This is a genomic window from Mesoterricola silvestris, from assembly GCF_030295405.1.
Classification (GTDB): domain Bacteria; phylum Acidobacteriota; class Holophagae; order Holophagales; family Holophagaceae; genus Mesoterricola; species Mesoterricola silvestris.
In genome coordinates this window covers 4,886,282-4,907,909 of sequence record NZ_AP027080.1, presented here as the reverse complement: position 1 = coordinate 4,907,909, position 21,628 = coordinate 4,886,282, and the positions used below count along the sequence as shown (strand labels likewise).

Here is a 21,628-nt window from a genome sequence, read left to right as displayed (position 1 = left end):
CGTGGGAAGGACCAGGAGACAGCAGGCAGCGATCGAAAGGAACCTTCGCACGGTCGGGACCTGGTGCATTCCAACCCGCTAGGGATTTCCACCCCGCACGAGGTGCGGCTTGCCATAGCCGTTGGCCAGTCGTTGTTGCAGGAGATTCACGCTGTAGTTCGGGTCGGGTGGTGCGAATAGGCCGGGGTTCTGTTTGACGAGCGCGTCGAACCGGGCCTGGGCACAGGCTCGCTCGTGGTCGCGGATGCCGCCCGGCATGAGATAGGCGTCTGCGCCGGCGCCAGGGTTCAGCTTCTCGGTATGGGTGAACACCATCCGCGCTACCCGGGGGAACATGCCGCCGGTGACCGCCTCGAGGGACGTGTCGTCCAGGTGGGGGAGGAGGTAGGGACACATCTTCATGGCATCTCCTTTCCAAAAGGGGGCGTAGCCAGGACGGGGGCACGTTTGGCACCGCGCCCTGTCTCGGCCAACCTTGAATGCCGGAAGGGGAGGAAGGGGTTTCCTCTGGTAAAAAATCTCAAATTATCGGCCGCCCGCCGCATCCGCGCGTTCACCTACCGCACATTGCCTTGCTCGGCGGAATGCCTAGGAACCCTTCGGGCAGCATTCAGTTTTGCTTTTCCCAGCGCCCCAGACTCGACGCAGTGCGTCTCGTCCTCTGCGCCCCAGCGTTTGATCTTTTCCTGGCATTCGCGGCGCGATGGTTACAATCGCGCCGAGGGAACCCAGAAAAGAATCAACCGCTGGGGCGCAGAGGACGAGACGCACTGCGTCGAGTCTGGGGCGCTGGGAAAAGAAGAATGCAAAGCGAAGTAGGGATGTGGCGATTCCGCATGGAAACCTATCCCCTGCATTGCCCACTACCAGGCCACCGGGGACGGTGGCCGGTCCATTGCTGCCTCTCCTGAACAACTCAGACCAACAAGCGTCAGTTGCATCCAACCCCCAGTCGAGCCTTCCCCGGGAAAGGACGCCCTCCCATGATCCAAAAGCGCTCTGCTCCATTTTCCTTACAGGGAGCCCCCCGGGTTTCGCCATGACCAGGGTCCTGGTGACCGGGGCAAATCGCACTCTGGGCCGGGCGGTGGCTGAAAGGCTGATCCAGGATCCGTCCTATCACCCCATTTTGAGCGGACGGGATCCGGCCCGGGTCCACGCGGTCTTCCCTGGGCTGGACAGCGCCTCCATCGAGGGGCTCGATTTTTCGAAAGCGCTGCCTACCCCCGTTCTCAAGGGCCTGGTCTGCCGGCTTAAGCCGCTGGCTGCCGTGGTGCACTGTGCTTCGTATTACGGCCCGGGCTCGCTGCTCATCGCTCCAGAAACGGACCTGGAAAGCTGCCTCACCTTCCTTGGAAACACGCTTCGCCTGGTAAGGAGCGCCGCCGAGGCCTTCGGGGAGGAGGGGGGCCGGATCATCCTTATGGGATCCGTGGCCGCGGATCCACGAACGCTGACGGGGCGTCATGGCCTATACGGATTCTTCAAAGGTTCCCTGCGGGAAATGTGCCGCCACGTGGCCAAGGAGATCGCCCGGAGGCAGGGCACCATCACCTACGTGAACCTGGGGTCCTTCCAGGCCGAAGGCGAGGCCGGACCGGGTGACCGGTCCCGCCTTCCCTTGGGGGAGGTCACGTCCCTGGTCTGCAATCTGGTGGCCCTGCCACCCCGGATGCGGGTGGACGAGGTCGACTGCTTTCCCTTGGACCCATTCCGGGAGGCGCACCTTGCCGATCCCTAATCCAGCATTCCCTTTTCCCGCATCCAGTCGTCGTTGAAGATCGTGCTCAGGTACCGGGACGCGCTGTCGGGGAACAGGATCGCCACCCGGGCGTCGGGGGGGAGGGTGGGGGCGATCTTCTTCAGGGCGTGGATGACGGCGCCGCTGGAGCCGCCCACCAGGAGGCCTTCGGTGCGGGCCAGCTCGCGAGCGGCCAGGAAGGCTTCCTTGTCCGTCACCTGGACCATTTCGTCGATGACGGAGAAATCGGCGCAGCCGATGAGGAACTCGTCGCCCAGGCCCTCCAGGAGGTAGGGGGCGGCCTTGCCGGGGTCGCCGGTGCGGAAGTAGGGGGTGAAGACCGAACCCACCACGTCCACGGCCACGATCTTCACGGCGGGGTTGCGCTCCTTCAGGTAGCGGCCCACGCCGCCGATGGTGCCGCCGGTGCCCATGCCGGCCACGAAGACATCGATCTTCCCGTCCATCTGCTCCCACACCTCGGGGCCGGTGCCCCGGTAGTGGGCCTCGTTGTTCTCGCGGTTGTTGTGCTGGTCGGGGAAGTAGCAGTCGGGGGTCTCCCGGGCGAGGCGCGGGGTGATGAGGTTGTAGCTGTCGGGGTGGTCCGGGGGGAGGCTGGTGTCGACCTTCACCAGGTCCACGCCCAGGGCCGTGAGCTGGTCCAGCTTCTCCTTGCTGGTGCGGTCCCGCACCACGGCCTTGAGGGTGTAGCCCTTCTGGATGGCGGCGAGGGCGAGGCCCATGGCGGTGTTGCCCGAGGAGTTCTCCAGGATCACGTCGCCGGGGTGGAGGCGGCCGTCCTTCTCGGCCTGCTCCACCAGGTACTTGGCGATGCGGTCCTTGCTGCTGCCCATGGGGTTCAGGTACTCGAGCTTGACCCACACGGGGAAGGGGATGCCGGCGGTGATCCGGCGCAGGCGCACCAGGGGGGTGTTGCCGATGACGTCGAGGATGCTGTCGTAGACCCTCTTGTCACGCATCGGCGCGGATCTCCGCCACCAGCTCGATCTCCACCTTGGCGCCCCGGGGGAGGGCCGCCACCTGGACGGTGCTGCGGGCGGGCTTGGCGCCTCCCAGCAGCTTCTCGTACACGGCGTTGAAGGCGCCGAATTCGGCCAGGTCCGTGAGGAAGACGGTGGTCTTGAGCACCCGGGACCAGTCCGTGCCCGCGGCCTGGAGCACGGCGGTGAGGTTGGCCACCACCTGGACGGTCTGGTCCTCCACGGAGCCGGTGACCATCTCCATGGTGCCGGGCACCAGGGGGATCTGGCCGGCGGTGAACAGGAGGTTGCCGGAGACCTGGGCCTGGGAGTAGGGGCCGATGGCGCTGGGGGCGTTGGGGGTGGCGATGGTCTTCATGGGGGCTCCTTGGGGTTCAGCCTTTGCCCCAGCGGCGTTTCTTGCTGTGGCGCCAGGGCTTCGCGCTGGGCTGGGCGGGCATGGCGGATTCGAAGGGGGAGGCCGGGGCCTCGACGGGGGGCTCGCCGGCGGGATCGTACGGGGTCTCGGATTCCTCCATGTTGCCCACCCCCTCCTCGATCTGGACCTGCACCACCTGGGCGGTGCGGTGCATGAGGGCCGCGAGGCAGAGGCTGGCCTCGATGCGGGCGTGGGGCAGCGGGCCCAGCTGGATGAAGACGGAGGGGTCCGCGGGGATGGCCCGGGGCAGCGCCACTTCCGGAATGGGCACCGGCGGGGTGTCGAAGGCCTCCTCGGACATGCGCAGCCAGGGTTCGGCCATCTCGTTGCGCCGGGGCAGCAGGTCCACCACGGACACCGCCTTCTTCGGCCGGCCCCGCTTGCGGGGAGCGGACTCGGCGGCGGGGGCGTCCATGCGGGCCTGGAGGGCCTGGAGCACGTCCTCGCGGGTGCGGCCCCGCAGATCGAAGAGGAGCCAGGGATCCCGGTCCAGGGCCTCGGCCATGATGTAGCACACCGCCGCCACGTGCTTGCAGGGATTGGCCCAGTCGGGGCAGTCGCAGTGGGTCTGCAGCTCCTTGGGCACCCTCGGGTAGAGGCTGGCGCCGGATTCCCGGAAGGTCTCGTCCAGGCCCTGGGGCATTTCGCCGGCCAGGAGGGACGCCACGAAGCGGCTCTCGGCGTGGATGCGCTCCAGGGCCTTCTCCCACTGGGAGGAGGAGAGCGCGGGCAGGCCCAGGGTGACGTTGTAGGTCTTCCGGCCGTGCACCTTGGCCTGGATCTCGCCGGGGGTGACGGTGAAGTGGCTCACGGCGCCCTCTTCCGCGTACTTCTTGCCGCGGGGGAGCCGGTTCTCGAAGTCGTCGCCCAGCTGTTCCAGGGCGGTGATCCAGAGGCGGCCCCACCAGGTGGTGCCGAAACGTTCGCTCATCTGGCTCATGAGAGCACCCCCTTCCGGAGCGCGGGCCGGGGCTTGCGCTTGGCCAGGGCGCGGGTGCGGGCCGGGAGGACGTCGTTCACGTCATCCTCCTCGGGGGGCTCCGGGACGGGCGGGGCCGGAACGGCGCCGCCATGGCCATGGCCATTGCCGTGGCCGTGGCCGTTGCCGTTGGCCTCCTCCTCGCCCATGATGTCGGCGTCGGGCTCGAGCACCACCAGGCGCCGCAGGGCGTCGTCGTCCAGCTCCGTGAGCCAGCCTTCGCCCGTGCCCACCACGCGGTCCGCGAGGTCCCGCTTGGATTCCAGCATGCCGTCGATCTTCTCCTCCAGGGTGCCCATGGTGATGAACTTGTGCACCTGCACGTTGCGGGTCTGGCCGATGCGGTAGGTGCGGTCCGTGGCCTGGTCCTCCACGGCGGGGTTCCACCAGCGGTCGAAGTGGAAGACGTGGGTGGCCGCGGTGAGGTTGAGGCCCACGCCGCCGGCCTTGAGGCTCAGGAGCATCACCTTCGCGCCGTCCTCGTCCTCCTGGAAGCTGCGCACCATCTCGTCGCGCTGCTCGCGGCTGGATCCGCCGTGGAGGAAGGGGGGCTCGAAGCCCAGCACATCCAGGAGGTGCACCTGGAGCCGGTCGCCCATCTCCTTGAACTGGGTGAAGACCAGGGCCTTCTCCCCGCTCTCCAGCACCTCCTCGAGCATGTCGGTGAGCCGTTCCAGCTTCCCGCTGCGCCCCTTGTAGGGTCCAGTCTGCTTGAGGAACTGGGAGGGGTGGTTGCAGATCTGCTTGAGGTGGGTGAGCAGGGCCAGGATGCGGCCCCGGCGCTCGATGGAGCTCGCGGCCTCCAGGTCCTTCTCCATCTGGTCCACCCGGGCCTGGTAGAGGGCGGCCTGCTCCCGGGTGAGCTGGGTGTAGACCTTCATCTCGTTCTTGTCGGGCAGGTCCTGGATGATGGAGCGGTCGGTCTTGAGCCGGCGCAGGATGAAGGGGCCCACCCGCTGGCGCAGCTCGTTGGCGGCGTCGGTGTCGCGGTACTTCTCGATGGGCGAGGCGAACTGGTCCTTGAACCGGGATTCGCTGCCCAGGTAGCCGGGAAGGGCGAAGGCCAGGATGGACCAGAGCTCCAGGAGCCGGTTCTCGATGGGCGTGCCGGTGAGGGCGAGCTTGAAGGGGGCGCGCAGCTTGCGCACGGCCTTGGCCTGGAAGCTGCCGGCGTTCTTGATGGCCTGGGCCTCGTCCACCACCACCATGCCCCAGGCCCTGGCGCCGAAGACCTCCTCCTCCCGGCGGATCACGCCGTAGGTGGTCAGGACGATGGTGTGGGGCCGGAACACCTTGGGAAGCCGGTCGCGGTTGTTGCCGTGGTGCACGAAGAAGGGGATGGTGGGCGCGAACTTGGCGATCTCCCGCTCCCAGTTCCCCAGCAGGGAGGTGGGGCAGATGAGGAGGGTGGGGTTGCCCACGTGGGGGTCCTGCTGCTGGCGGTGCAGGAGCAGGGCGAGGACCTCGATGGTCTTGCCCAGGCCCATGTCGTCGGCGAGGATGCCGCCCAGACCCAGGCGGGACAGGCCCTCCAGCCAGGCCAGGCCCCGGAGCTGGTAGGGGCGCAGGGCCCCCTTGAAGGCCGCGGGCTGGCTTATGGGCTTGTCGGGGAGGATCTTCAGGTCCTCCAGGGCCGCGCCGAAATCGCCGGCCACCTCCACCTCGATGGCCTCGGACACGCCCGGGATGTGGGCGCTTCCGGTGAGGGCCGCGGCCAGGGCCTCGCCCCGGCTCATGCTCTCGAAGCCGGCGCCGCGGCTGGCCTGGATCACCTGGGTGATCTGCTTGAGGGTCTCGGGGTCCAGGGCCACCCACTTGCCCTTCCAGGCCACCAGGGGGTGCTTGAGGCTGGCCATCTGGGCGAAATCCTGGAGGTCCAGGTTGTCGTCGCCCAGCATGAGGGACCAGTCGGCGGAAACGGAGCCGTCCAGGCCTTCCTGCACGGCGCCTTCGTCGGAGGCGGCCTCGATGTGCCGGGCCCCCAGCTTGACCTTGGCCCGGAGGCGCCGGGCCCCGCCGAACTCCGCCAGCTGCTCGGGGATGTGCACCAGGAAGCCGGCCTCCTTGAGCTGGCCGGCGCCCCGGGTGAGGAACTGCCAGGCCTCGGTGGGCAGGAGGGGAAGGTCCTCGGGCTGCTTGCCGGAGAGGGCCCCCTGCAGGGGCGGGAAGAAGGGCACGGCCCGGGCCAGGCCCCGCAGGAGGACCTTGCGGGCCTCCAGCACCTCGGGTTCCACGGAGGGCTCCCAGAGGCGGGCCACGGGGATGTAGTCGCCGTCCTGGGTCTCCAGGCCCACCCGGAGGATCCAGCCGGCTTCGGAGAGGCGGTCCGCCTCGTGGATGGCGTCCACGTCCGTGGGCACCGGCGGGGCCTCCAGCTTCAGGCTGGGCCGGATCCACTGGACCCGCGCGCCCTCGCTCCACTGCTCCAGCTGTTCGCCCAGGGTGCGTTCCGTGACGCCGATGGTGGGGAATTCGTTCATGGGGTGGCTGAGGGCCACCATGAGGCGCTCGTCCCAGGGCAGCCGGTCCCGCTTGTGGCCCCGGAGCCGGTGGATGAGGCCGAGCCTCGGATCCTCCCCCTGGCGCAGGGAGCCGGCCACGAAGCGCACCAGGAAATCCGCGCCGTCCTCCAGGAAGGCCTTCAGCACGAAGGGGGCCGCGGGGGGCTGGGCCAGGTCGTCGTCCACCTCCTCGGTTTCCAGGGCGCCCAGGGCCAGGCCCTTGGTGAAGATCCACCCGTCGTCCTCGGGGAAGGCCAGGACCGAGGGGGGCATGGCTTTGAGAAGTTCATCAAGCGCTTGGCGGTCGGCGGGGCTGGTGAGGCTGATGCCCCAGGTGGCGCGCCAGGGATTGCCCCGGGTGTCCAGCTGGGGCAGCAGGGCGCCCCGGAGGACCATGGACTGGAGGAGGCGCAGGGCGGAGGCCCAGAAGGCCATGCTCCCGCCCACCTTCCCCGGATCGGTGGCCATGGAGGCCAGCCAGGGCAGGGCCCGCTGCCACCGCAGCGGCACCGTGTGGGTCTCCACCAGGCTGGAATCGGGCAGGAAGAGCCGGGCCCGGGCGGGGGTCAGCCGGTCCCGGCCGTGGAGGTTGCCCGGCAGGGTCCTCAGGGTCCGCTGCCAGTCCTGGGCGCCGCCCTCCCCGGGCATGCACAGGAGAAATCCCCGGTCCAGTGGACGATACTGGAGGATGGGCCGGGTCATTCAGTTACCCTCGATCATGGGAGATGCATCATGAAAATCGGCTTTGCTAGCGATCATGCAGGTTATGACCTCAAGGAGCGCCTGAAGGCGTGGGCTTTGGCCCAGGGACACGAGGCGGTGGACTTTGGGACCGATGGCCATGCCTCTGTGGATTATCCGGATTTCGCGCACCGGGCTGCGGAAGGTATGGATACGTGGGAACGCCTTGTGCTCGTCTGCGGGTCCGGCATCGGCATCAGCATCTCGGCCAATCGCCACAGGGGCCTCCGTTGCGCCCTGGTGACTTCACCCGAGCACGCCAGGCTGGCCAGGATGCACAATGACGCAAACGCCATCGCTTTCGGCCAGCGGCTGACGGATCCGCTTCAAGCTGAATACTACCTCAAAACGTTCCTGGAAACCCCCTTTGAAGGGGGCAGGCACGAATTTCGGGTGAAAAAGATCGAGCCGGGAGCCTAGAGCCATGAGATTGTCAGAAGAATCAAGATCCCTGGCGCTGGAAACGGGCGTCCAGCTCCACGCGGAAGGCTCCTGCCTCGTCCGCCTGGGGAACACCCATGTGCTCTGCTCCGCCAGCCTCGAGGACCGGGTGCCCGAGTGGATGCGGGGCCGGGGCAAGGGCTGGATCACCTCGGAGTACGGCATGCTCCCCCGGGCCACCCACACCCGCTCCGCGCGGGAGGCCGCCAAGGGCCGCCAGCAGGGCCGTACCGTGGAGATCCAGCGCCTCATCGGCAGGAGCCTGCGCCAGGCGGTGGACCTCGCGGCGCTGGGGGAGGTGCAGCTCACCCTGGACTGCGACGTGGTCAACGCCGACGGGGGGACGCGCTGCGCCTCCATCACCGGCGCCTGGGTGGCCCTGGCCCTGGCCCTGAAGGCCCGCGGCCTGGAAAGGGCGCTCATCAACCAGGTGGCGGCGGTGAGCGTGGGTATCCTGGAGGGGTGCCCCGGCCTGCGCCAGGGGCTCATCCTGGACCTTGAATACGAGGAGGACCACCGTGCCGCGGTGGACTGCAACCTTGTGGCCTCCCTCCCCACGGGCGGGGCTTCCGAACTCTCCGTGGTGGAATTCCAGTCCACCGGGGAGGGGCGCAGCTTCAGCAGGACCGAGGCCACGGCCCTCCTGGACCTGGGGCTGAAGGGATGCGCCGCGCTCATGGAAGCCCAGCGCAAGGCCGTCGCCCTGGGATGAGGCTCGCCGCCGCCCTGCTCGCGCCAGCCCTGGCCTTCGCCCAGGGGACCTTCGGCGTGAAGGTGGTTCCGCCCGACATGGTCTTCACCTTCGCCCCGAGGGTGGAGCTGCCCGGGCGCCCCAAGGTGGCCCTGGTGCTGAGCGGGGGCGGGGCCCGGGGCGTGGCCCACATCGGCGTCGTGGAGCGCATGGAGGAGGTGGGCCTGCCCGTGGACAGCATCACGGGCACCAGCGCCGGGTCCCTCATGGGCGCCCTGATGGCGGGGGGATTCTCGGGGCGGGAGATCGAGGAGCTCTTCACCCGCGTGGATTTCAACCGCTCGTTCCTGGATCCCCTGGGGCGCACCCTGGGCCGGACCCTGCAGGAGGACGAGGCCGAGAACGGCACCCTCATGTCGCTGCGCCTGGAGGGAGGGGTGCCCTCCTTCGCCCTGGCGCTGCGGGAGGGGGTGGAGATCCGCAGGACCCTGGAAGGGCTCATGGCCCGCGCGGACTACTTCTCCGGGGGGGACTACGACCGCCTGAAGCACCCGCTGCGCGTGGTGGCCACGAACCTGGAGACGGGGCGGGGCAAGGTGTTCGACCGGGGCGACCTGGTGGAGGTGCTGCGGGCCTCCATGGCGGTGCCCGGGGCGTTCCGGCCGGTGGTGATCGACGGCCAGCCCTACGTGGACGGGGCCCTGGTGGAGAACCTGCCCGTCTTCACGGCCCGGGGGATCTTCCATCCGGACGTGGTGCTGGCGGTGGACGTGAGCACGCCCTTCCAGAAGGCGTCCGTGACGAACTTCTTCTCCCTGGCGGCGCGCAGCCTGGACCTGGTGGTGGAGCGCAGGCAGTGGGAGAGCCGCGCCGCGGCCACCGTTCTGGTGAGGCCGGAGATGCGCACCACCGACTTCCTGGAGTACGGGAGCGAGCTTCCCGCCATGATCCAGGCGGGGCGGACCGCCTTCGACGCGTGCCTTCCCCTCCTGAAGGAGAAGATGCTGGGGCCCGAAGGGGAGGGTGACCTCGTTCCGGTGTCCCGGGTGGAGGTGGGCACCATCCATCCCCTGGAACCGGCGGCCTCGGCCATGCTGGCCCGCATCCTGCCGCCCGGGACGCCGGTGCACCGCCAGGACGTGCTGCTGGCCCTCCAGCAGCTGCTGCTCCACGGCTGGGCCCGGGACGCCACGGCCCGGGTGGACGGGGGGGTCCTGCGCATCGACGTGGCGCCCTTCGGCCGCATCCGCTCCCTGTCGGTCCAGGGCAGCCCGCGGCTGGTGAAGGACCTGGAGAACCGGGCCCGGGCCGAGTTCGTCCTCGGGGAGCCCTTCAATCCGGAGGTCTTCGGGACCTTCCTCAGCGGCTTCGTGCACCGCCTCGTCACCGCGGGCACGCCCCTGGTGGACGTGCGCGGCTCGGGCTTCGACGACGCCACCGGCGAGCTGGTACTCGCGGTTCATGAACCGGCCATCCGCGACGTGCGGGTGCGCGGGGCGCGGGGGGACTACGAATCCCGGTACCTCCAGCGCCTCCTCGCCCACGCCCGGGGCGACATCGTCCACACCACGCGCCTTCGCAACGATCTCGACCTGGCCGGGCGCAGGCTCCACCTGGCCGAGCTCCGGGCGCAGATCCGCCCCGTGGAGGGCACGCCGGACGCCGACCTGGAGCTGACCCCCGTGCACCACAAGGCCATGGCCGTGGACCTGAGCCTGGGCTACGAAACCACCCTGGGCGCCTCCACGGGCCTCACCTACCGCACGGAGAACTTTGGGGGATTCGGGGTGGAGGGGGAGCTCTCGGGGGCGCGCAACCGGCTCCAGCAGATGGGCTCCCTCGCCCTGCAGGGCCCGGTCTTCCAGTCCTTCCCGGGCTTCGCGGTGGAGTTCTGGGCCTCCACCTTCCGCCAGCGCCTGGAGCGCGGCCCGGACTATCCCTCCGCCGAACTGCCCCAGGGCGCGGCCGGCGCCATCCTCTCCACCCAGGACCTGGGCGTAGGCGGGTACGCGCGCTACGGCAACATGGGCACGGGGAAGGTGGGGCTGGCCACCACCTGGCGGGAGGCCTCCCGCGACTGGGAGGGGGCCCGGTTCCTCAGGCACCAGCGGACCCTGGAGCTCTCCACCGAGTGGGACAACTTCGACCGCCACACCTTCCCCCGGGAGGGGCTGCTGCTCCGGGGCCGCTACGGCCTGGGGGAATGCCTTCCGGACCGGCTGCCCTGGAGCTCCTTCCGGCTGGGGTACATGCGCGCCCACGGGCTCACGACCTTCGGGTCCAAGCGCGCCAGCGCGAACCTGGGCCTGGACCTGGACCTGGAGTGGGGCTACGGGCGGAACCTGCCCCTGGACCGCTTCTGGAACCTGGGGGGGACCTCCTTCCTGGTGGGCTCCCAGGCCCTCAGCCTCCAGGCGCCGGACTTCGCCGTGGCGCGGTTCGGGGTGCCCCTGCGCATGGCGGGGCCCTTCGGCCTCTCCTTCCAGGTTGTGCCCCGGCTGGACTACGCGGTCGTCTCGGGCAGCGCCTCCTCCCAGTTCCGGGACCGCAGGCTCCTGGGCACCGGCGCCGTGGTGCGCACGATCTTCGCGCGGTTCTACGTGGAGATGAGCTACGGGTTCATGCGGGAATACCGGGCGGGGTCCGGATGGGGCCCATCCGCGGGCTCCTTCAACGCACTCATCGGCACCCAGCCCTTCGATATCTGGAAGCGGTGATGGACCGGGCCCTGACCACCGCCCTGGCCCGGGAGCAGCGGGCCTTCCTGGGCCGGCAGCGGCCCGCGTGGGCCCCGCACCTGGATGCGGTCCGGAGCTTCCTGGGCCAGGGGCTGAGGGAGGCCCGGGGTCCCGCCCTCGTCCTGGGCGCGGGCTCGGGGCTGGAGGTGCCCTGGTTCCTGGCGCCCCCGGGGACCGTCGGCTGGGACGCGGATCCCTGGAGCCGGGTGCTCACGCTCCTGCGCCACCGCCGCTGGGCCCCGTGGGTCTTCCAGGATCTCACGGGGGGCCTGGACGAGCTGTGGGCCACGGCCCTGCGCACCGCGCGCCAGCCCTGGTCCGGGCGGGTGCGGGCCACCCGCGCCGCCTCCCGGCGCCTGGCGGGCCTCGTGGCCTCCCTGGATCCTTCCGCCGCGCCCCTGCGGGCCTGGATCGCGGAGCGGCGCCCCGGCACCATCCTGGCCGCCAACGTGATGGGCCAGTTCGGGGTGCAGGCCCAGAGGACGGTGGAGCGGGCCTTCCGCGGCTTCAGCCCCTGGACCGACGAGGAGGAGGATCCCCTGGATGCGGCCCTGCGGGGGTGGACGGCCCGGGCCGTGGCCGCCTTCCTGGGGGTGCTGGGGGCCAGCGGCGCGGACCTGTGGCTGGTGCATGACCGGGGCGTCCTGTTCGGTGACGCCACCCTGAGCCTGGGCCCGCCCGCGGAACCCTGGACGGCGCAGCTGATATCGGAGGTCCCCCTGGAAGCGGAGGATCCGCTTGGCGGCGTGGACGTCCTGCGCGCCCTGCCGGGGAGGAGCGCCGAACGCCACCAGCGCTGGCTCTGGACGGTGGCGCCAGGCCAGGTCCATGTCATGGAGGCCCTCCGTTTCCGTGCCACGGGCCCGGATCCTGAGTCATAATCCAGGTATAGAGAAGTCTCTCCCGGGGCCATATGGCTGATTTTCGACGTCTTCTTCTCGGTCGCCGGCTGGCAAGCGACGAGAGCCACCACAACAGGATCAGCAACCCCATCGCGCTCGCCGTGTTCTCCTCCGACGCCCTTTCGTCGGTGGCGTACGCAACCCAGGAGATCATGGCCTCCCTCTCCACGGCCCTGGGCCACGCCGGCGCCCTGATGGCGGGGGCCACCGCGGCCGCCGTCTTCGGGCTCGCGGTGCCCGTGGCCATGGGGATCACGGCCCTGCTCATCATCCTGGCCTTCAGCTACCGCCAGACCATCCTGGAGTACCCCGGAGGCGGCGGCGCCTACATCGTCGCCAAGGACAACCTGGGCGAGATGGCCGCCCAGACCGCGGGGGCCTCCCTCCTGGTGGACTACATCCTCACGGTGGCCGTTTCCGTCTCCTCCGGGATCGCGGCCATCACCGCGGCCCTGCCCGTGCTCCAGGGCTACAACGTCACCCTGACGCTCCTGGCCATCGGGTTCATCGCCACGGCCAACCTCCGGGGCGTGAAGGAGAGCGGCACGCTCTTCTCCATCCCCACCTACGGATTCCTCATCGCGATCCTGGGTCTGCTGCTCATCGGGGCCATCCGGTGGGCCCTGGGCCCGGCCATCGCCCCGGCCCACGTGGAGGCCGCGGCGCACCAGGCGCCGCATCTGGCGGGCCTGGCCCTGGTGTGGGTCTTCATGCGCGCCTATTCCGCGGGCTGCACCGCGCTCACGGGGGTCGAGGCCATTTCCAACGGCGTGCCGGTCTTCCGGGACCCCCCGGGCAAGAACGCCGCCAAGACCATGATCTGGATGGTCTTCCTCCTGGGCACCATGTTCATGGGCATCACGCTCCTGAGCCACCATTTCGGCGTCGTGTACCGCCACAGCCCGGACCCCACCCTGGTGCAGGAGACCCTGCTCTCCAACCTCTCCAGGCAGGTGCTGGGCAGCGGGGGGACCCTGGTGTCCCTGCCGGCCAAGGTCTACTACTACGTGGTCCAGGGCTTCACCTTCGCCATCCTGGTGGTGGCCGCCAACACGGCCTACGCCGACTTCCCGCGCCTGGCCGCGCTCCAGGCCAAGGACGGCTTCCTGCCCAACCAGTTCACCAGCATGGGGGACCGGCTGGTCTTTTCCAACGGGATCCTCATCCTCTCGGTGCTGGCGGGGGGCCTGGTGGTGCTGTTCCACGCCAACACGGACGTGCTCCTGCCCCTGTACGCCCTGGGCGTGTTCCTGGGCTTCACCATCAGCCAGTCCGGCATGGTGGTCCACTGGTACCGCAAGCGGGGCCCCCACTGGCAGTCCAAGATCGCGGTGAACGGCGTGGGCGCCTGCGCCGCGGGCATCGTCATGCTCGACATCGCGGTCACCAAGTTCTCCGGCGGCGCGTGGATCGTCACCGTCCTGGTGCCCCTGCTGGTGATGACCTTCTTCAATATCCACCGCCACTACATCCGCGTGAAGTCGACCCTGGCCGCGAGCCGCACCGACGCCTTCCTCCCCTCCAAGCACCACGCCATCGTGCTGGTGTCCGGCCTCCACGCCGGCACGGTGCAGGCGCTGTCCTACGCCCGCCTCATCTCCGGGGACCGCGTGGAAGCTCTCACCGTGGACCTGGGCTCCGACGGCTTCCACGAGAGCCCCGCCATCCAGAAGCTGCGCGCGGACTGGGCCTACTACGGCATGGGCGTGCCCCTGCGCAGCGTGCCGAGCCCCTACCGCAAGGTGGTGGAGCCGATCCTGGAGGAGGTCAACCGCTTCAAGCTGGCGGAGCCCGAGGTGTGCCTGACGATGATCCTGCCGGAGTACGTCACCTCCAAGTGGTGGCAGCGGCTCCTCCACAACCAGATGGCCTTCCGCATCAAGGCCTCCCTGATGCTCAAGCCGGGCGTGATCGTGACCTCGGTACGCATGCACCTGCCCGACTGATGGGGGGGGCGTGTTCCGGACCGGCGTCAGGGATCCGCTGACGCAGGCAAGCTGCGTCAGCGAAAAGCTCGCGACACGGGGGTGAGGAGGAGTGTTGCCACACTCCGGCTTCGATGAGCCTTGCGCGAATCTGGGGGTTGGAGGCTGCCCGGATGGGCCTATGGTCAAGCGACACGCTTCAAGTGTTCCGGAAGGGAGGCCGGTTCGCGCCGACGCTGATCACTCCCGCGAGAGCCGCTTGGAAATGGAGCTTGCGGACAAATGGACCATACCCGGCTCTGGAGATTCTTAGTAATGCCTACCGATTAACGTCGGCGCGACGCCACTCCCATCCCGCACCACTCGAAGCGCGTCGCTTGACCATAGGCCCATCCGGAGAGCCCACCCTATCCCCAGGGCCGCATCGCTCATCGAAGCCGGAGTGTGGCAACACTCCTCCTCCACCCCGTGTCGCGGGCTTTGCGCTGACGCAGCTTGCCTGCGTCAGCGAATCCCTGAAGCAAGTCCGGGACACGTGCGCCCCCTACCGCATCCGGGCGTAGGGCATCTGGAGGATCTCCCGCCCCGAGAGGAGTTCGGCGAGGGTGCGGTGGTCGGGGGTGAGGACCATGCAGAGGAAGGAGAGGGGGAAGGCGCCGGCGGAGACGAGGTAGAGGAGGGAGAAGGCCATGCGGCGCTCGGGCTGGTCGGTGTCCACGGCGAGGCGCAGCACGCCCATCATGGGGGACTGGCCCACCAGGACCAGGGGGACCATGAGGAAGGCCCAGGAGATGGTCGTGTGCAGGGGCAGGAGGTAGGCCCAGAATTCGGCGTAGACGCGGGAGGGGCCGGCGCCGGAGGCCAGGCAGGCCACCAGGATCAGGAAGAGGTTGAGGGCGGCGAGGGCCGCGAATTCGCCGGCCTCCATCTTCACCACGGGCCAGAAGGAATCCAGCAGGTCCAGTTCGGGGGCGGGGCGGCCGGGGAGTTCGGCCCGGGGAGGGGGCGCCTCCGGCAGGGCCTCGACCGGTTCAAGGAGGGTGAGGGGCTCCACCCGGCCCAGGGCGGGCACCGAGATGCTCTGGCGCTCCTCCCGGGGCTGGGCGGCCGGGTTCGCAAGGGCGCTGGCCTGGAAGAGCAGGGGCCGGGGCAGGGGCCGCCGGGCCACGGCCAGCCCGCACACCGGGCATTCCTGGGCCAGGGGCGTGAGGCGGGTGCGGCAGCTGGGGCACGGGGGGCGCGTCACGGGATCAGCCCAGGAGGGGGATCCAGGCGTTGCGGGTGGCCTTGCCCATGGCCTGGATCTCGTCCAGGAGCCGCAGCCGGGCGGCCCAGGTCCGGTCCTGGGGGAACATCGCGCGGCCCTGCTTGAGGAGTTCCCGGGCCTCGGCGAAGTGTTCCGAGGTGGCCCGGGCCTGGACCAGGGCCAGGTAGATCATGCGGGCCTTGTCCTGGAGCTCGGGGTCGTCGGGTCGGCTGCGAAGCTGGTCGCGCACGGCGTTGCGGGCCGATTCCAGGTCGCCTTCCTTGATGGCCTGGTCCAGGTCCTTGCCGGAGCCCAGGGGGGGGGCCGACGCCATGAGCCCCCGGGCCCGCCCCAGCAGCTGGGCGGCGGTGGCGTCGCCCGCGTCCATGCGGAGCAGTTCCTGGGCCCGGTAGTAGGCGGTGAGGGGGTCGTCGGTCATGGCGTGGGAGCACTCGCTGCGGATCTCCTCCGGGGTCTCCCCCAGCTGGACCACCTGGGATCTGCGGGCGATGGGGGCCATGGCGTTGGCCTTGGCGGCGGCCACGGCCTGGGTGAGCGCGGCGTTGCGCTGGAAGTGGCGGTAGCCCAGCAGGGCCAGGAGGGCCAGGGCGCCGGCGCCGCAGGCCAGGGCGAGGCGGGAGGGGCTGTCCAGCCAGTGGGGCAGGGTGACGTCCCCCAGGAAGGCCGGCAGCTTGAGGCCGTGGCGCTGGGTGGGCCTGACCGTGAGGGCCCGGGGCGGATCCACGGGGGCCGGGGCCGGCGCCGCCGGGGGCGCCGGGGCCGCGGGGGGTTCCTCCCGGGCCGTGAGGACGGCCCGGGCCTGCTGGTAGCCCTGGAGGACGCGCGCATCCCTGGACCCGGCCTCCATGAGGCGCTGGAAGGCGAAGGCGGCCTCCTCGAATTTCCGGTTGCGGAGCAGGTTCTCCGCGGCGAGGACCCGGGGCTCCAGGTTGTCGGGGGGGGCGGCGGGCCTGGGGGGCGGTTCAGGCCGGGCCGGGGCGCTGGCGGGGGAGGGCTGCTCCTGGTCCCGGCGCGCCATTTCCAGATAGCCCAGGGCGTCCCGGTGCCCGGGTTCCAGGGCCAGGGCCTGGCGCCACTTCTCGGAGGCCTCCTCGGTCATGCCCATGTCGTAGATCTGGACGCCTTCCCGCACCAGCCGGTCCGCGCGGGAGGTGTCCCCTTCCGGAGCGGCGTCCGGGGACGCGGCCGGGGACGCGGCCGGAGCCGTGGGCGAATCCGCGGGTGGGGCGGGGCGGGCGCCCGTGGCCTGCTGCGCCAGGCCCAGGTCCCGGCGGGCGTCGTTGGCATAGGCCTGGGCGAGGGTGTTGCGGGGGTCGGTGGCCAGGATGCACTCCCACTTCTTCAGGGCATCCTCCACCTGGCCCATGTCGTACAGGGTGCAGCCGTCCCGCAGGAGCTTGTCGATCTCCTCGGGGGGGGGCGGCGGCGCGGCGGCGGGCTGGCTCTCGGCCTCCAGCTTGCGCCGGGCCCCGTCCAGGTAGCCCTTGGCCAGGGCGTTGCCGGGGTCCTGGAGGAGGGCCGTTTCCCAGGTGGCGATGGCCTTGGCCACGAGGCCCGCGTCGTAGAGGGCGATGCCGGCGTCCAGCAGGCTGTTGACCCCGGGACTGGGGGGCGTGAGGGTCCGGCGGTCCTGGGGGACGGGTTCCGGGGCGGCCTTCAGGCCATCCTGGGTGGCCCGCGCGTCGAAGTGGGCCTTGACCCGGTAGAGCCCCGCCCGTGCCTCCTCGCTGCCGGGATCCTTCTTCAGGACGGCCTGCCAGATCTGGCCGGCCTTCACGACGTCGCCGGCCTCGAACAGGGCTTTCGCCTGGTTGAGGTAGGGTTCGAAGGGCGTGGCCACGGTCAATCCAGTCCGATGATGTTGGTGTCCCGGATGAGCAGCATGAAGGTGCTGCGCCCGCAGGAGAACTCCTGGCGGTCGGCGAGCTTGGTGGGGCCGGGGATGGCCGCGCCGCCCACGAAGGTGCCGTTGGTGGAATCCAGGTCGGTGAGCCACACGGTGCCGTCGGGGTGGATCTCGATTCGCGCGTGGCGCCGGGAGATCTCAGGGTCGTTGATCACCACGTCCCCTTCCTCCCGGCCGATGACGGTCAGGGGGGAATCCAGCACCCGCACGGTGGAGGCGAAGGGGCCGGTGAGGAAGGCCAGGGTGAAGCGCAGGCCGGAGGGCATGCCGTCGTTCTTGAAGTTCGCCAGGTCCATCATGGCGTCGCGGCCCTTGCGCCGGCTGGTCTCGGTGGCCTTCGGGGGAGGCGGCGGCGGCGGGGCGGGGGCGGGGGGCGCGGGCTGGGCGGGGGCCAGCGTCGGGTTCAGGACCTCGAACGTCTCGCCGCACTTCGGGCACCGGAAGCGCTTGGACGCGGCCCCCAGGAACCGCTCTTCCCCGTACTGGAACCGGGATGCACAGGATGGACATTGGACGATCATGAATTCCCCAGGTATGACAAGGCCAATTCTACTTCCTTCTGGTGGCGAAAAAGCTGAACTCGTCCTTGATGGGGATCCCGGGGGGCAGTTTGAAGCCCGAGACGCTGGCCGGCAGGGGCTGGTTCGTGGCCAGGGCCCCCAGTTCCAGCAGCCAGGAATCCCCTCCCCGCTCCACCCAGTTGAGCTGGCGGGGCAGGTAGGTCTCCTTGTCGACCCAGATGAGCAGCACCTGCATGCGCTTCTTCACGGAATAGCTCCGGGGCTGGAGGGTGAGGAGGAGGGTGCCCGCCACCCCCTTGCCGTCCCCGACGGAGATCTTGAAGTAGTCCGACAGGTAGGAGAGCCTCTGCCCCAGCCCCAGGAACTTGCGGTTGGCGTTCTTGATGATCCCGATCTTCAGCTGTTCGGCCGCGCCTTCGGCGGGGCTGTACGAGATCAGGGCCTTGGGCGTCAGGTGGAGGATCAGGTCCTCGGGGGGGGCGAAGCTGAAATGGACGAAATCCGATTCCTGGAGGTACAGGGTGCCCCGGGTGACCGTGGGGGTCCTGAGCATGGCCCGGCGGATCGTGAGGCTGAAGGGGGCCTGGAGGGTGGAGATCTTGGCCTGGGCGGCGTCGAAGCGCGACACCACCTCCTGGACCGAGGGCTGGGCCGCGAGGGGCAGGAGGGCCAGGGCCGCCAGGGCTAGCTTCCGGAGGAATCCGCCCATCAGTTCACCATGAGGGCCAGGCCCTTGAGGGGCTTGTCCTGGCCGGCCTGGAAGCCCACGGCGATGAACATCCGGGGGGTGCGCATCTGGAGGGTGGCGCCCACCCGGGTCACGCTGGCGTCGCCGATCTTCCGGCGCTCCCCGCCCACGAGGAAGACCACCGACGGGCTCACCTGGTACCGCAGGGAGGCGGAGCTGGACTGCTGCTTCACGGGGAAGGGCATGCGCATGGCGCCGTTGATGTCGCTCTCGAGGGTGAGCTGGGTGTTGACGCCCATGTCGATCTGCAGGGCGCCGCGGTACTGCGGGTTCATGGTGACGTCCCAGAGCCGCTTGCCGTTGAGCTGGTCCGCGGTGACGCCCAGGCGCAGCCCCTGGGCCAGTTCCGTGGTGAATCCCGCGTCCAGGGCCACCATGAGGGACTTGCGGTCCGTGGTGGAATAGCCCAGGGCGAGGTCGTCCGCGGCGTACCGGTAGGGGAAGGCGCCGCCCGGGGCGAAGGTGTAGACGCCCGGCGGGAGCTGGTTCAGGTAGGGGGCCGTCATGCCCAGCGACCACTGCTCGACGCGCAGGTTGAAGCCGGCCGCGGTGCCCGAGGCCAGGGCCCCGCCGCCGAAATGCACGCGGTTCACGATGGCCCGGCGCCCGTCCACGTAGGAGGCGTTGTCCTGGAGGGCGGATGCGGTGGAGAGATGGGCGGGATCCAGGTCGGGGCGGGCCGTGGCCGAGTGGAACTCCTCCCGGGTGAAGCCGAAATTGGTGGCCTCCCGGGTCCCCACGAGGCCGTAGGCCCGGGTGCGCTGGACCCAGGGGGCGTCCTTGAGCTTGCCAAGGGCCGACGTCACGACCGCGGCGTCCGCGGAGGTGGTGTCCTGGAAGAGGCTCCGGTTGTCCTGGGCCCGCTGGTCCCCGTCCACGTAGCCGAGGTACCAGCCCGCGGGGGCCCGGTCGAAGCGCGCGGGGTTCCCCAGGGGGTTGATGCCCTCGGAGAAGACCTTGGAGCCGCCGAAGGCGGGCGCGTCGTTGAAGAGGGGGGTCTGGGCCGCCATGGGCAGGGCGGCGGCGGTGACGGCCAGGGCCGTCCGGATGAGAATTCGGGGGGTCGTCATGGAAACATCCTCCGCTTAATTTTCCGGGTCCGCAACAAGGAGAGCCGAGGCCTGGCACGCCACATGGAGGGCCGTGGCGGTGCCCCGCAGGATCCCCTCGGCGGCGAACCGGGCCAGTTCAGGGTCGTTGTTCTGCTCGCTGAGGTGCGCCAGCACGACGTTCCGCAGCCGGCCGGAAAGGACGCGCCCCAGGAGCTCGCCCATGGATTCGTTGCTGAGATGCCCCACCCGGCTGAGGATCCGGGCCTTGAGCACCGCGGGGTAGCCGCCCTCCCGGAGCATCTGGACATCGTGGTTGGCCTCCAGCACCAGGAGGTCCAGGTCCCGGCAGTGGTCCTCCACCAGGGCCGTGGGGTGGCCCAGGTCCGTGACCACCGCGGCGTGGAAGCCCCCCGCCTCGATGCGGTAGGCCACCGAATCGGCGGCGTCGTGGGGGGTGGTGAAGGGCAGGACGGTCATGCCGTTCCACGGGACGGCTTCGCCCGCGCGAAGGGGGATCCACCGGGACCGGGGGATCTCGATGCCCTGGATGGCCTGGATCCGCGCGAGGGTCTCGGGGGTGGCCAGGAGGTCCCAGTCGGTGTTCCGCAGGAGGACGGGGATGGCGGCGATGTGGTCCGAGTGCTCGTGGGTGATGGCCACGGCCCTCACCTGGCCTGGATCCCAGCCCAGCTCCGCCAGGCGCAGGCGGATCTGCTTGAGGGAGATGCCGGCGTCCACCAGGAGCGTTTCGGAACCCCGGGAAAAGGCGTGGCAGTTCCCCTTGGAGCCCGAGGCGAGCGAAGCGTAGCGCATTCCCCAGCATAACCTGCGCGGGGGGTTGCAGGGTTTTCCCTCCGTGGTGTTACACTTCTCCATATCAAATGACGAATCCCGCATCAGATACCCCCATCCAGTCGCGCCTCGCGGAAGCCTACAGGGATCTCCCCGAGGCGATGCGGCGGATCGCGGACGTCCTCATGTCGGACCACCTCCTGGGGGCCCTGTGGGGCATCGAATCCATGGCCCAGCGGGCCAACGTGAGCGTCGGCACCGTGGTGCGCTTCGCCAAGCGCCTTGAATACAAGGGCTTCAGCGAATTCCGGGACGCCCTCAGGGCGGCCTGCCACGAGCGGAGCGGCGATTCGGAGCTGGAACTGCTGGAGGCGCCCACCGACATCTACGGGGCCCTGGCCGAAGTGGCCCGGCGGGATGGTGAGAATCTCAACCGCCTCATCCAGATGGTGGACCACACCACCCTGGAGACGGCCGTGGCCCTCATCACCAAGGCCCGCCACCGCGTGATCCTGGGCCGGGGCGTCTCCCACGTCATGAGCCTCATCCTGGCCTTCTACCTGACCCAGGCGGGCCTCCCCTGCATCGCCGCCATCCCCTCGGACTTCTCCAACCAGGTCGCCAATCTGGACGAGCGGGACCTGATGATCGTCCTCAGCTTCATGCCCTACAGCCGGGAAACCGTGGATTCCGCCATCTTCGCCAAGGCCTCGGGGGTCCCCGTGCTGGCCTTCTCGGACCGGGCCGACTCCCCCCTGGCCCCCTACGCCGATATCCTCATCCCCGTGCCCAGCGAGGACCTCCTGTTCAGCTGCAGCGTCACCACCTTTTCGGCCCTGGCCCACGCCTTCGCCATCGTGGCCGCCAGCGAGGACCAGTCCGGCACCCTGCACCGCCTGAAGGCCGCGGACAAGGTGGCCCAGCCCCTGTTCGTGGACCACTGGCTGCCCATGCGCCCTGGCGCCTACAAGGCGGAACGGAAGGGCTGATCCGCCTGGGAACCTTGGGGGGGCCGGGGACAGCCTAGAGTGCGCCGGCAGCCTTCAGGTGCCTTGAAACCGTGATGAAGGGGCTCCTCCAGGTTGAGCGGATCCCCGTTCATCCCATCCATCGGCGTTCATCCAGGTTTCCGCAGGGCTGCCGCGGAGGTGGGTCGGAGCGCATGTTACATGCCGTCCCTGATCCAAAGGTAGCGACAACTCCAAGCGAAGTTCGAACGGGGATAAACAGGATCCAGGGGAAAAGGCAGGATAAAGAACGTCAG

18 protein-coding genes are annotated in these 21,628 nt (G+C 69.7%); 7 read left to right on the top strand and 11 right to left on the bottom strand.

Going from position 1 to position 21,628, the window contains the following annotated elements:
- Positions 1-78: 78 nt before the first annotated feature.
- Positions 79-402, bottom strand: a complete 324-nt coding sequence (locus R2J76_RS21080) for a hypothetical protein (protein WP_316413638.1) — start codon at positions 400-402, stop codon at positions 79-81.
- A 637-nt stretch (positions 403-1,039) separates the two neighbouring features.
- On the opposite strand from R2J76_RS21080, the gene R2J76_RS21075 reads away from it, so the two are divergent.
- Positions 1,040-1,741: an SDR family oxidoreductase gene (locus R2J76_RS21075; protein ID WP_316413637.1), complete on the top strand. Its 702-nt coding sequence runs from the start codon at positions 1,040-1,042 to the stop codon at positions 1,739-1,741.
- Here the strand turns inward: R2J76_RS21075 and R2J76_RS21070 are convergent.
- Genes R2J76_RS21070 through R2J76_RS21055 form a run of 4 tightly spaced genes read right to left on the bottom strand, consistent with a single transcriptional unit; the run spans position 1,738 to position 7,342 of the window.
- A complete protein-coding gene (locus R2J76_RS21070) occupies positions 1,738-2,721 on the bottom strand; it encodes a PLP-dependent cysteine synthase family protein (protein WP_316413636.1) in 984 nt (327 codons plus the stop codon). The two genes, R2J76_RS21075 and R2J76_RS21070, sit on opposite strands and share 4 nt — an antisense overlap.
- Positions 2,714-3,100: a RidA family protein gene (locus tag R2J76_RS21065; protein WP_316413635.1), complete on the bottom strand. Its 387-nt coding sequence runs from the start codon at positions 3,098-3,100 to the stop codon at positions 2,714-2,716. The genes R2J76_RS21070 and R2J76_RS21065 overlap by 8 nt, the downstream gene beginning before the upstream one ends.
- A 16-nt stretch (positions 3,101-3,116) precedes the next feature.
- Positions 3,117-4,100: an SWIM zinc finger family protein gene (locus R2J76_RS21060; protein WP_316413634.1), complete on the bottom strand. Its 984-nt coding sequence runs from the start codon at positions 4,098-4,100 to the stop codon at positions 3,117-3,119.
- Complete coding sequence (locus R2J76_RS21055) at positions 4,097-7,342, bottom strand: DEAD/DEAH box helicase (protein ID WP_316413633.1); 3,246 nt, start codon at positions 7,340-7,342, stop codon at positions 4,097-4,099. Before R2J76_RS21055 ends, R2J76_RS21060 begins: the two co-directional genes overlap by 4 nt.
- A gap of 30 nt (positions 7,343-7,372) precedes the next feature.
- Between R2J76_RS21055 and R2J76_RS21050 the strand changes: the two genes are divergently transcribed.
- From R2J76_RS21050 to R2J76_RS21030, 5 genes are read left to right on the top strand one after another with little or no spacing between them, the layout of a single operon-like run.
- Positions 7,373-7,801, top strand: a complete 429-nt coding sequence (locus R2J76_RS21050) for an RpiB/LacA/LacB family sugar-phosphate isomerase (RefSeq protein ID WP_316413632.1) — start codon at positions 7,373-7,375, stop codon at positions 7,799-7,801.
- Between the two features lie 4 nt (positions 7,802-7,805).
- A complete protein-coding gene (gene rph / locus R2J76_RS21045; RefSeq protein ID WP_316413631.1) occupies positions 7,806-8,534 on the top strand; it encodes a ribonuclease PH in 729 nt (242 codons plus the stop codon).
- Positions 8,531-11,230, top strand: coding sequence for a patatin-like phospholipase family protein (locus tag R2J76_RS21040; protein ID WP_316413630.1), 2,700 nt, complete (start codon positions 8,531-8,533; stop codon positions 11,228-11,230). The genes rph and R2J76_RS21040 overlap by 4 nt, the downstream gene beginning before the upstream one ends.
- Positions 11,230-12,132, top strand: a complete 903-nt coding sequence (locus tag R2J76_RS21035) for a hypothetical protein (protein ID WP_316413629.1) — start codon at positions 11,230-11,232, stop codon at positions 12,130-12,132. The genes R2J76_RS21040 and R2J76_RS21035 overlap by 1 nt, the downstream gene beginning before the upstream one ends.
- A 32-nt stretch (positions 12,133-12,164) precedes the next feature.
- Positions 12,165-14,099, top strand: coding sequence for an APC family permease (locus R2J76_RS21030; protein ID WP_316413628.1), 1,935 nt, complete (start codon positions 12,165-12,167; stop codon positions 14,097-14,099).
- Between the two features lie 523 nt (positions 14,100-14,622).
- Here the strand turns inward: R2J76_RS21030 and R2J76_RS21025 are convergent.
- Genes R2J76_RS21025 through R2J76_RS21000 form a run of 6 tightly spaced genes read right to left on the bottom strand, consistent with a single transcriptional unit; the run spans position 14,623 to position 20,385 of the window.
- A complete protein-coding gene (locus R2J76_RS21025; protein ID WP_316413627.1) occupies positions 14,623-15,324 on the bottom strand; it encodes a hypothetical protein in 702 nt (233 codons plus the stop codon).
- A gap of 4 nt (positions 15,325-15,328) precedes the next feature.
- Entirely contained in the window at positions 15,329-17,185 is a 1,857-nt protein-coding gene (locus tag R2J76_RS21020) for a tetratricopeptide repeat protein (protein WP_316413626.1), read from the bottom strand.
- Positions 17,186-17,187: 2 nt separating this feature from the next.
- On the bottom strand, positions 17,188-17,772 hold the full coding sequence (locus R2J76_RS21015) for an FHA domain-containing protein (protein ID WP_316413625.1): 585 nt from the start codon (positions 17,770-17,772) through the stop codon (positions 17,188-17,190).
- A 28-nt stretch (positions 17,773-17,800) separates the two neighbouring features.
- Positions 17,801-18,481: a LolA family protein gene (locus tag R2J76_RS21010; protein WP_316413624.1), complete on the bottom strand. Its 681-nt coding sequence runs from the start codon at positions 18,479-18,481 to the stop codon at positions 17,801-17,803.
- Entirely contained in the window at positions 18,481-19,590 is a 1,110-nt protein-coding gene (locus tag R2J76_RS21005) for a hypothetical protein (protein ID WP_316413623.1), read from the bottom strand. The genes R2J76_RS21010 and R2J76_RS21005 overlap by 1 nt, the downstream gene beginning before the upstream one ends.
- A gap of 15 nt (positions 19,591-19,605) precedes the next feature.
- Entirely contained in the window at positions 19,606-20,385 is a 780-nt protein-coding gene (locus R2J76_RS21000; protein WP_316413622.1) for an MBL fold metallo-hydrolase, read from the bottom strand.
- Positions 20,386-20,453: 68 nt separating this feature from the next.
- Between R2J76_RS21000 and R2J76_RS20995 the strand changes: the two genes are divergently transcribed.
- Complete coding sequence (locus R2J76_RS20995) at positions 20,454-21,353, top strand: MurR/RpiR family transcriptional regulator (protein WP_316413621.1); 900 nt, start codon at positions 20,454-20,456, stop codon at positions 21,351-21,353.
- Positions 21,354-21,628: the final 275 nt, after the last annotated feature.

Excerpts from the sequence above, each read along its gene's own strand:
- R2J76_RS21030 (WP_316413628.1), top strand. The coding sequence starts at position 12,165 with ATGGCTGATTTTCGACGTCTTCTTCTCGGTCGCCGGCTGGCAAGCGAC.
- R2J76_RS21055 (WP_316413633.1), bottom strand. The coding sequence starts at position 7,342 with ATGACCCGGCCCATCCTCCAGTATCGTCCACTGGACCGGGGATTTCTC.
- R2J76_RS21005 (WP_316413623.1), bottom strand. The coding sequence starts at position 19,590 with ATGACGACCCCCCGAATTCTCATCCGGACGGCCCTGGCCGTCACCGCC.
- R2J76_RS21070 (WP_316413636.1), bottom strand. The coding sequence starts at position 2,721 with ATGCGTGACAAGAGGGTCTACGACAGCATCCTCGACGTCATCGGCAAC.
- R2J76_RS21000 (WP_316413622.1), bottom strand. The coding sequence starts at position 20,385 with ATGCGCTACGCTTCGCTCGCCTCGGGCTCCAAGGGGAACTGCCACGCC.
- R2J76_RS21080 (WP_316413638.1), bottom strand. The coding sequence starts at position 402 with ATGAAGATGTGTCCCTACCTCCTCCCCCACCTGGACGACACGTCCCTC.
- R2J76_RS21035 (WP_316413629.1), top strand. The coding sequence starts at position 11,230 with ATGGACCGGGCCCTGACCACCGCCCTGGCCCGGGAGCAGCGGGCCTTC.
- R2J76_RS21060 (WP_316413634.1), bottom strand. The coding sequence starts at position 4,100 with ATGAGCCAGATGAGCGAACGTTTCGGCACCACCTGGTGGGGCCGCCTC.
- R2J76_RS21015 (WP_316413625.1), bottom strand. The coding sequence starts at position 17,772 with ATGATCGTCCAATGTCCATCCTGTGCATCCCGGTTCCAGTACGGGGAA.
- R2J76_RS21010 (WP_316413624.1), bottom strand. The coding sequence starts at position 18,481 with ATGGGCGGATTCCTCCGGAAGCTAGCCCTGGCGGCCCTGGCCCTCCTG.
- rph (WP_316413631.1), top strand. The coding sequence starts at position 7,806 with ATGAGATTGTCAGAAGAATCAAGATCCCTGGCGCTGGAAACGGGCGTC.
- R2J76_RS21075 (WP_316413637.1), top strand. The coding sequence starts at position 1,040 with ATGACCAGGGTCCTGGTGACCGGGGCAAATCGCACTCTGGGCCGGGCG.
- R2J76_RS21065 (WP_316413635.1), bottom strand. The coding sequence starts at position 3,100 with ATGAAGACCATCGCCACCCCCAACGCCCCCAGCGCCATCGGCCCCTAC.
- R2J76_RS21040 (WP_316413630.1), top strand. The coding sequence starts at position 8,531 with ATGAGGCTCGCCGCCGCCCTGCTCGCGCCAGCCCTGGCCTTCGCCCAG.
- R2J76_RS20995 (WP_316413621.1), top strand. The coding sequence starts at position 20,454 with ATGACGAATCCCGCATCAGATACCCCCATCCAGTCGCGCCTCGCGGAA.
- R2J76_RS21050 (WP_316413632.1), top strand. The coding sequence starts at position 7,373 with ATGAAAATCGGCTTTGCTAGCGATCATGCAGGTTATGACCTCAAGGAG.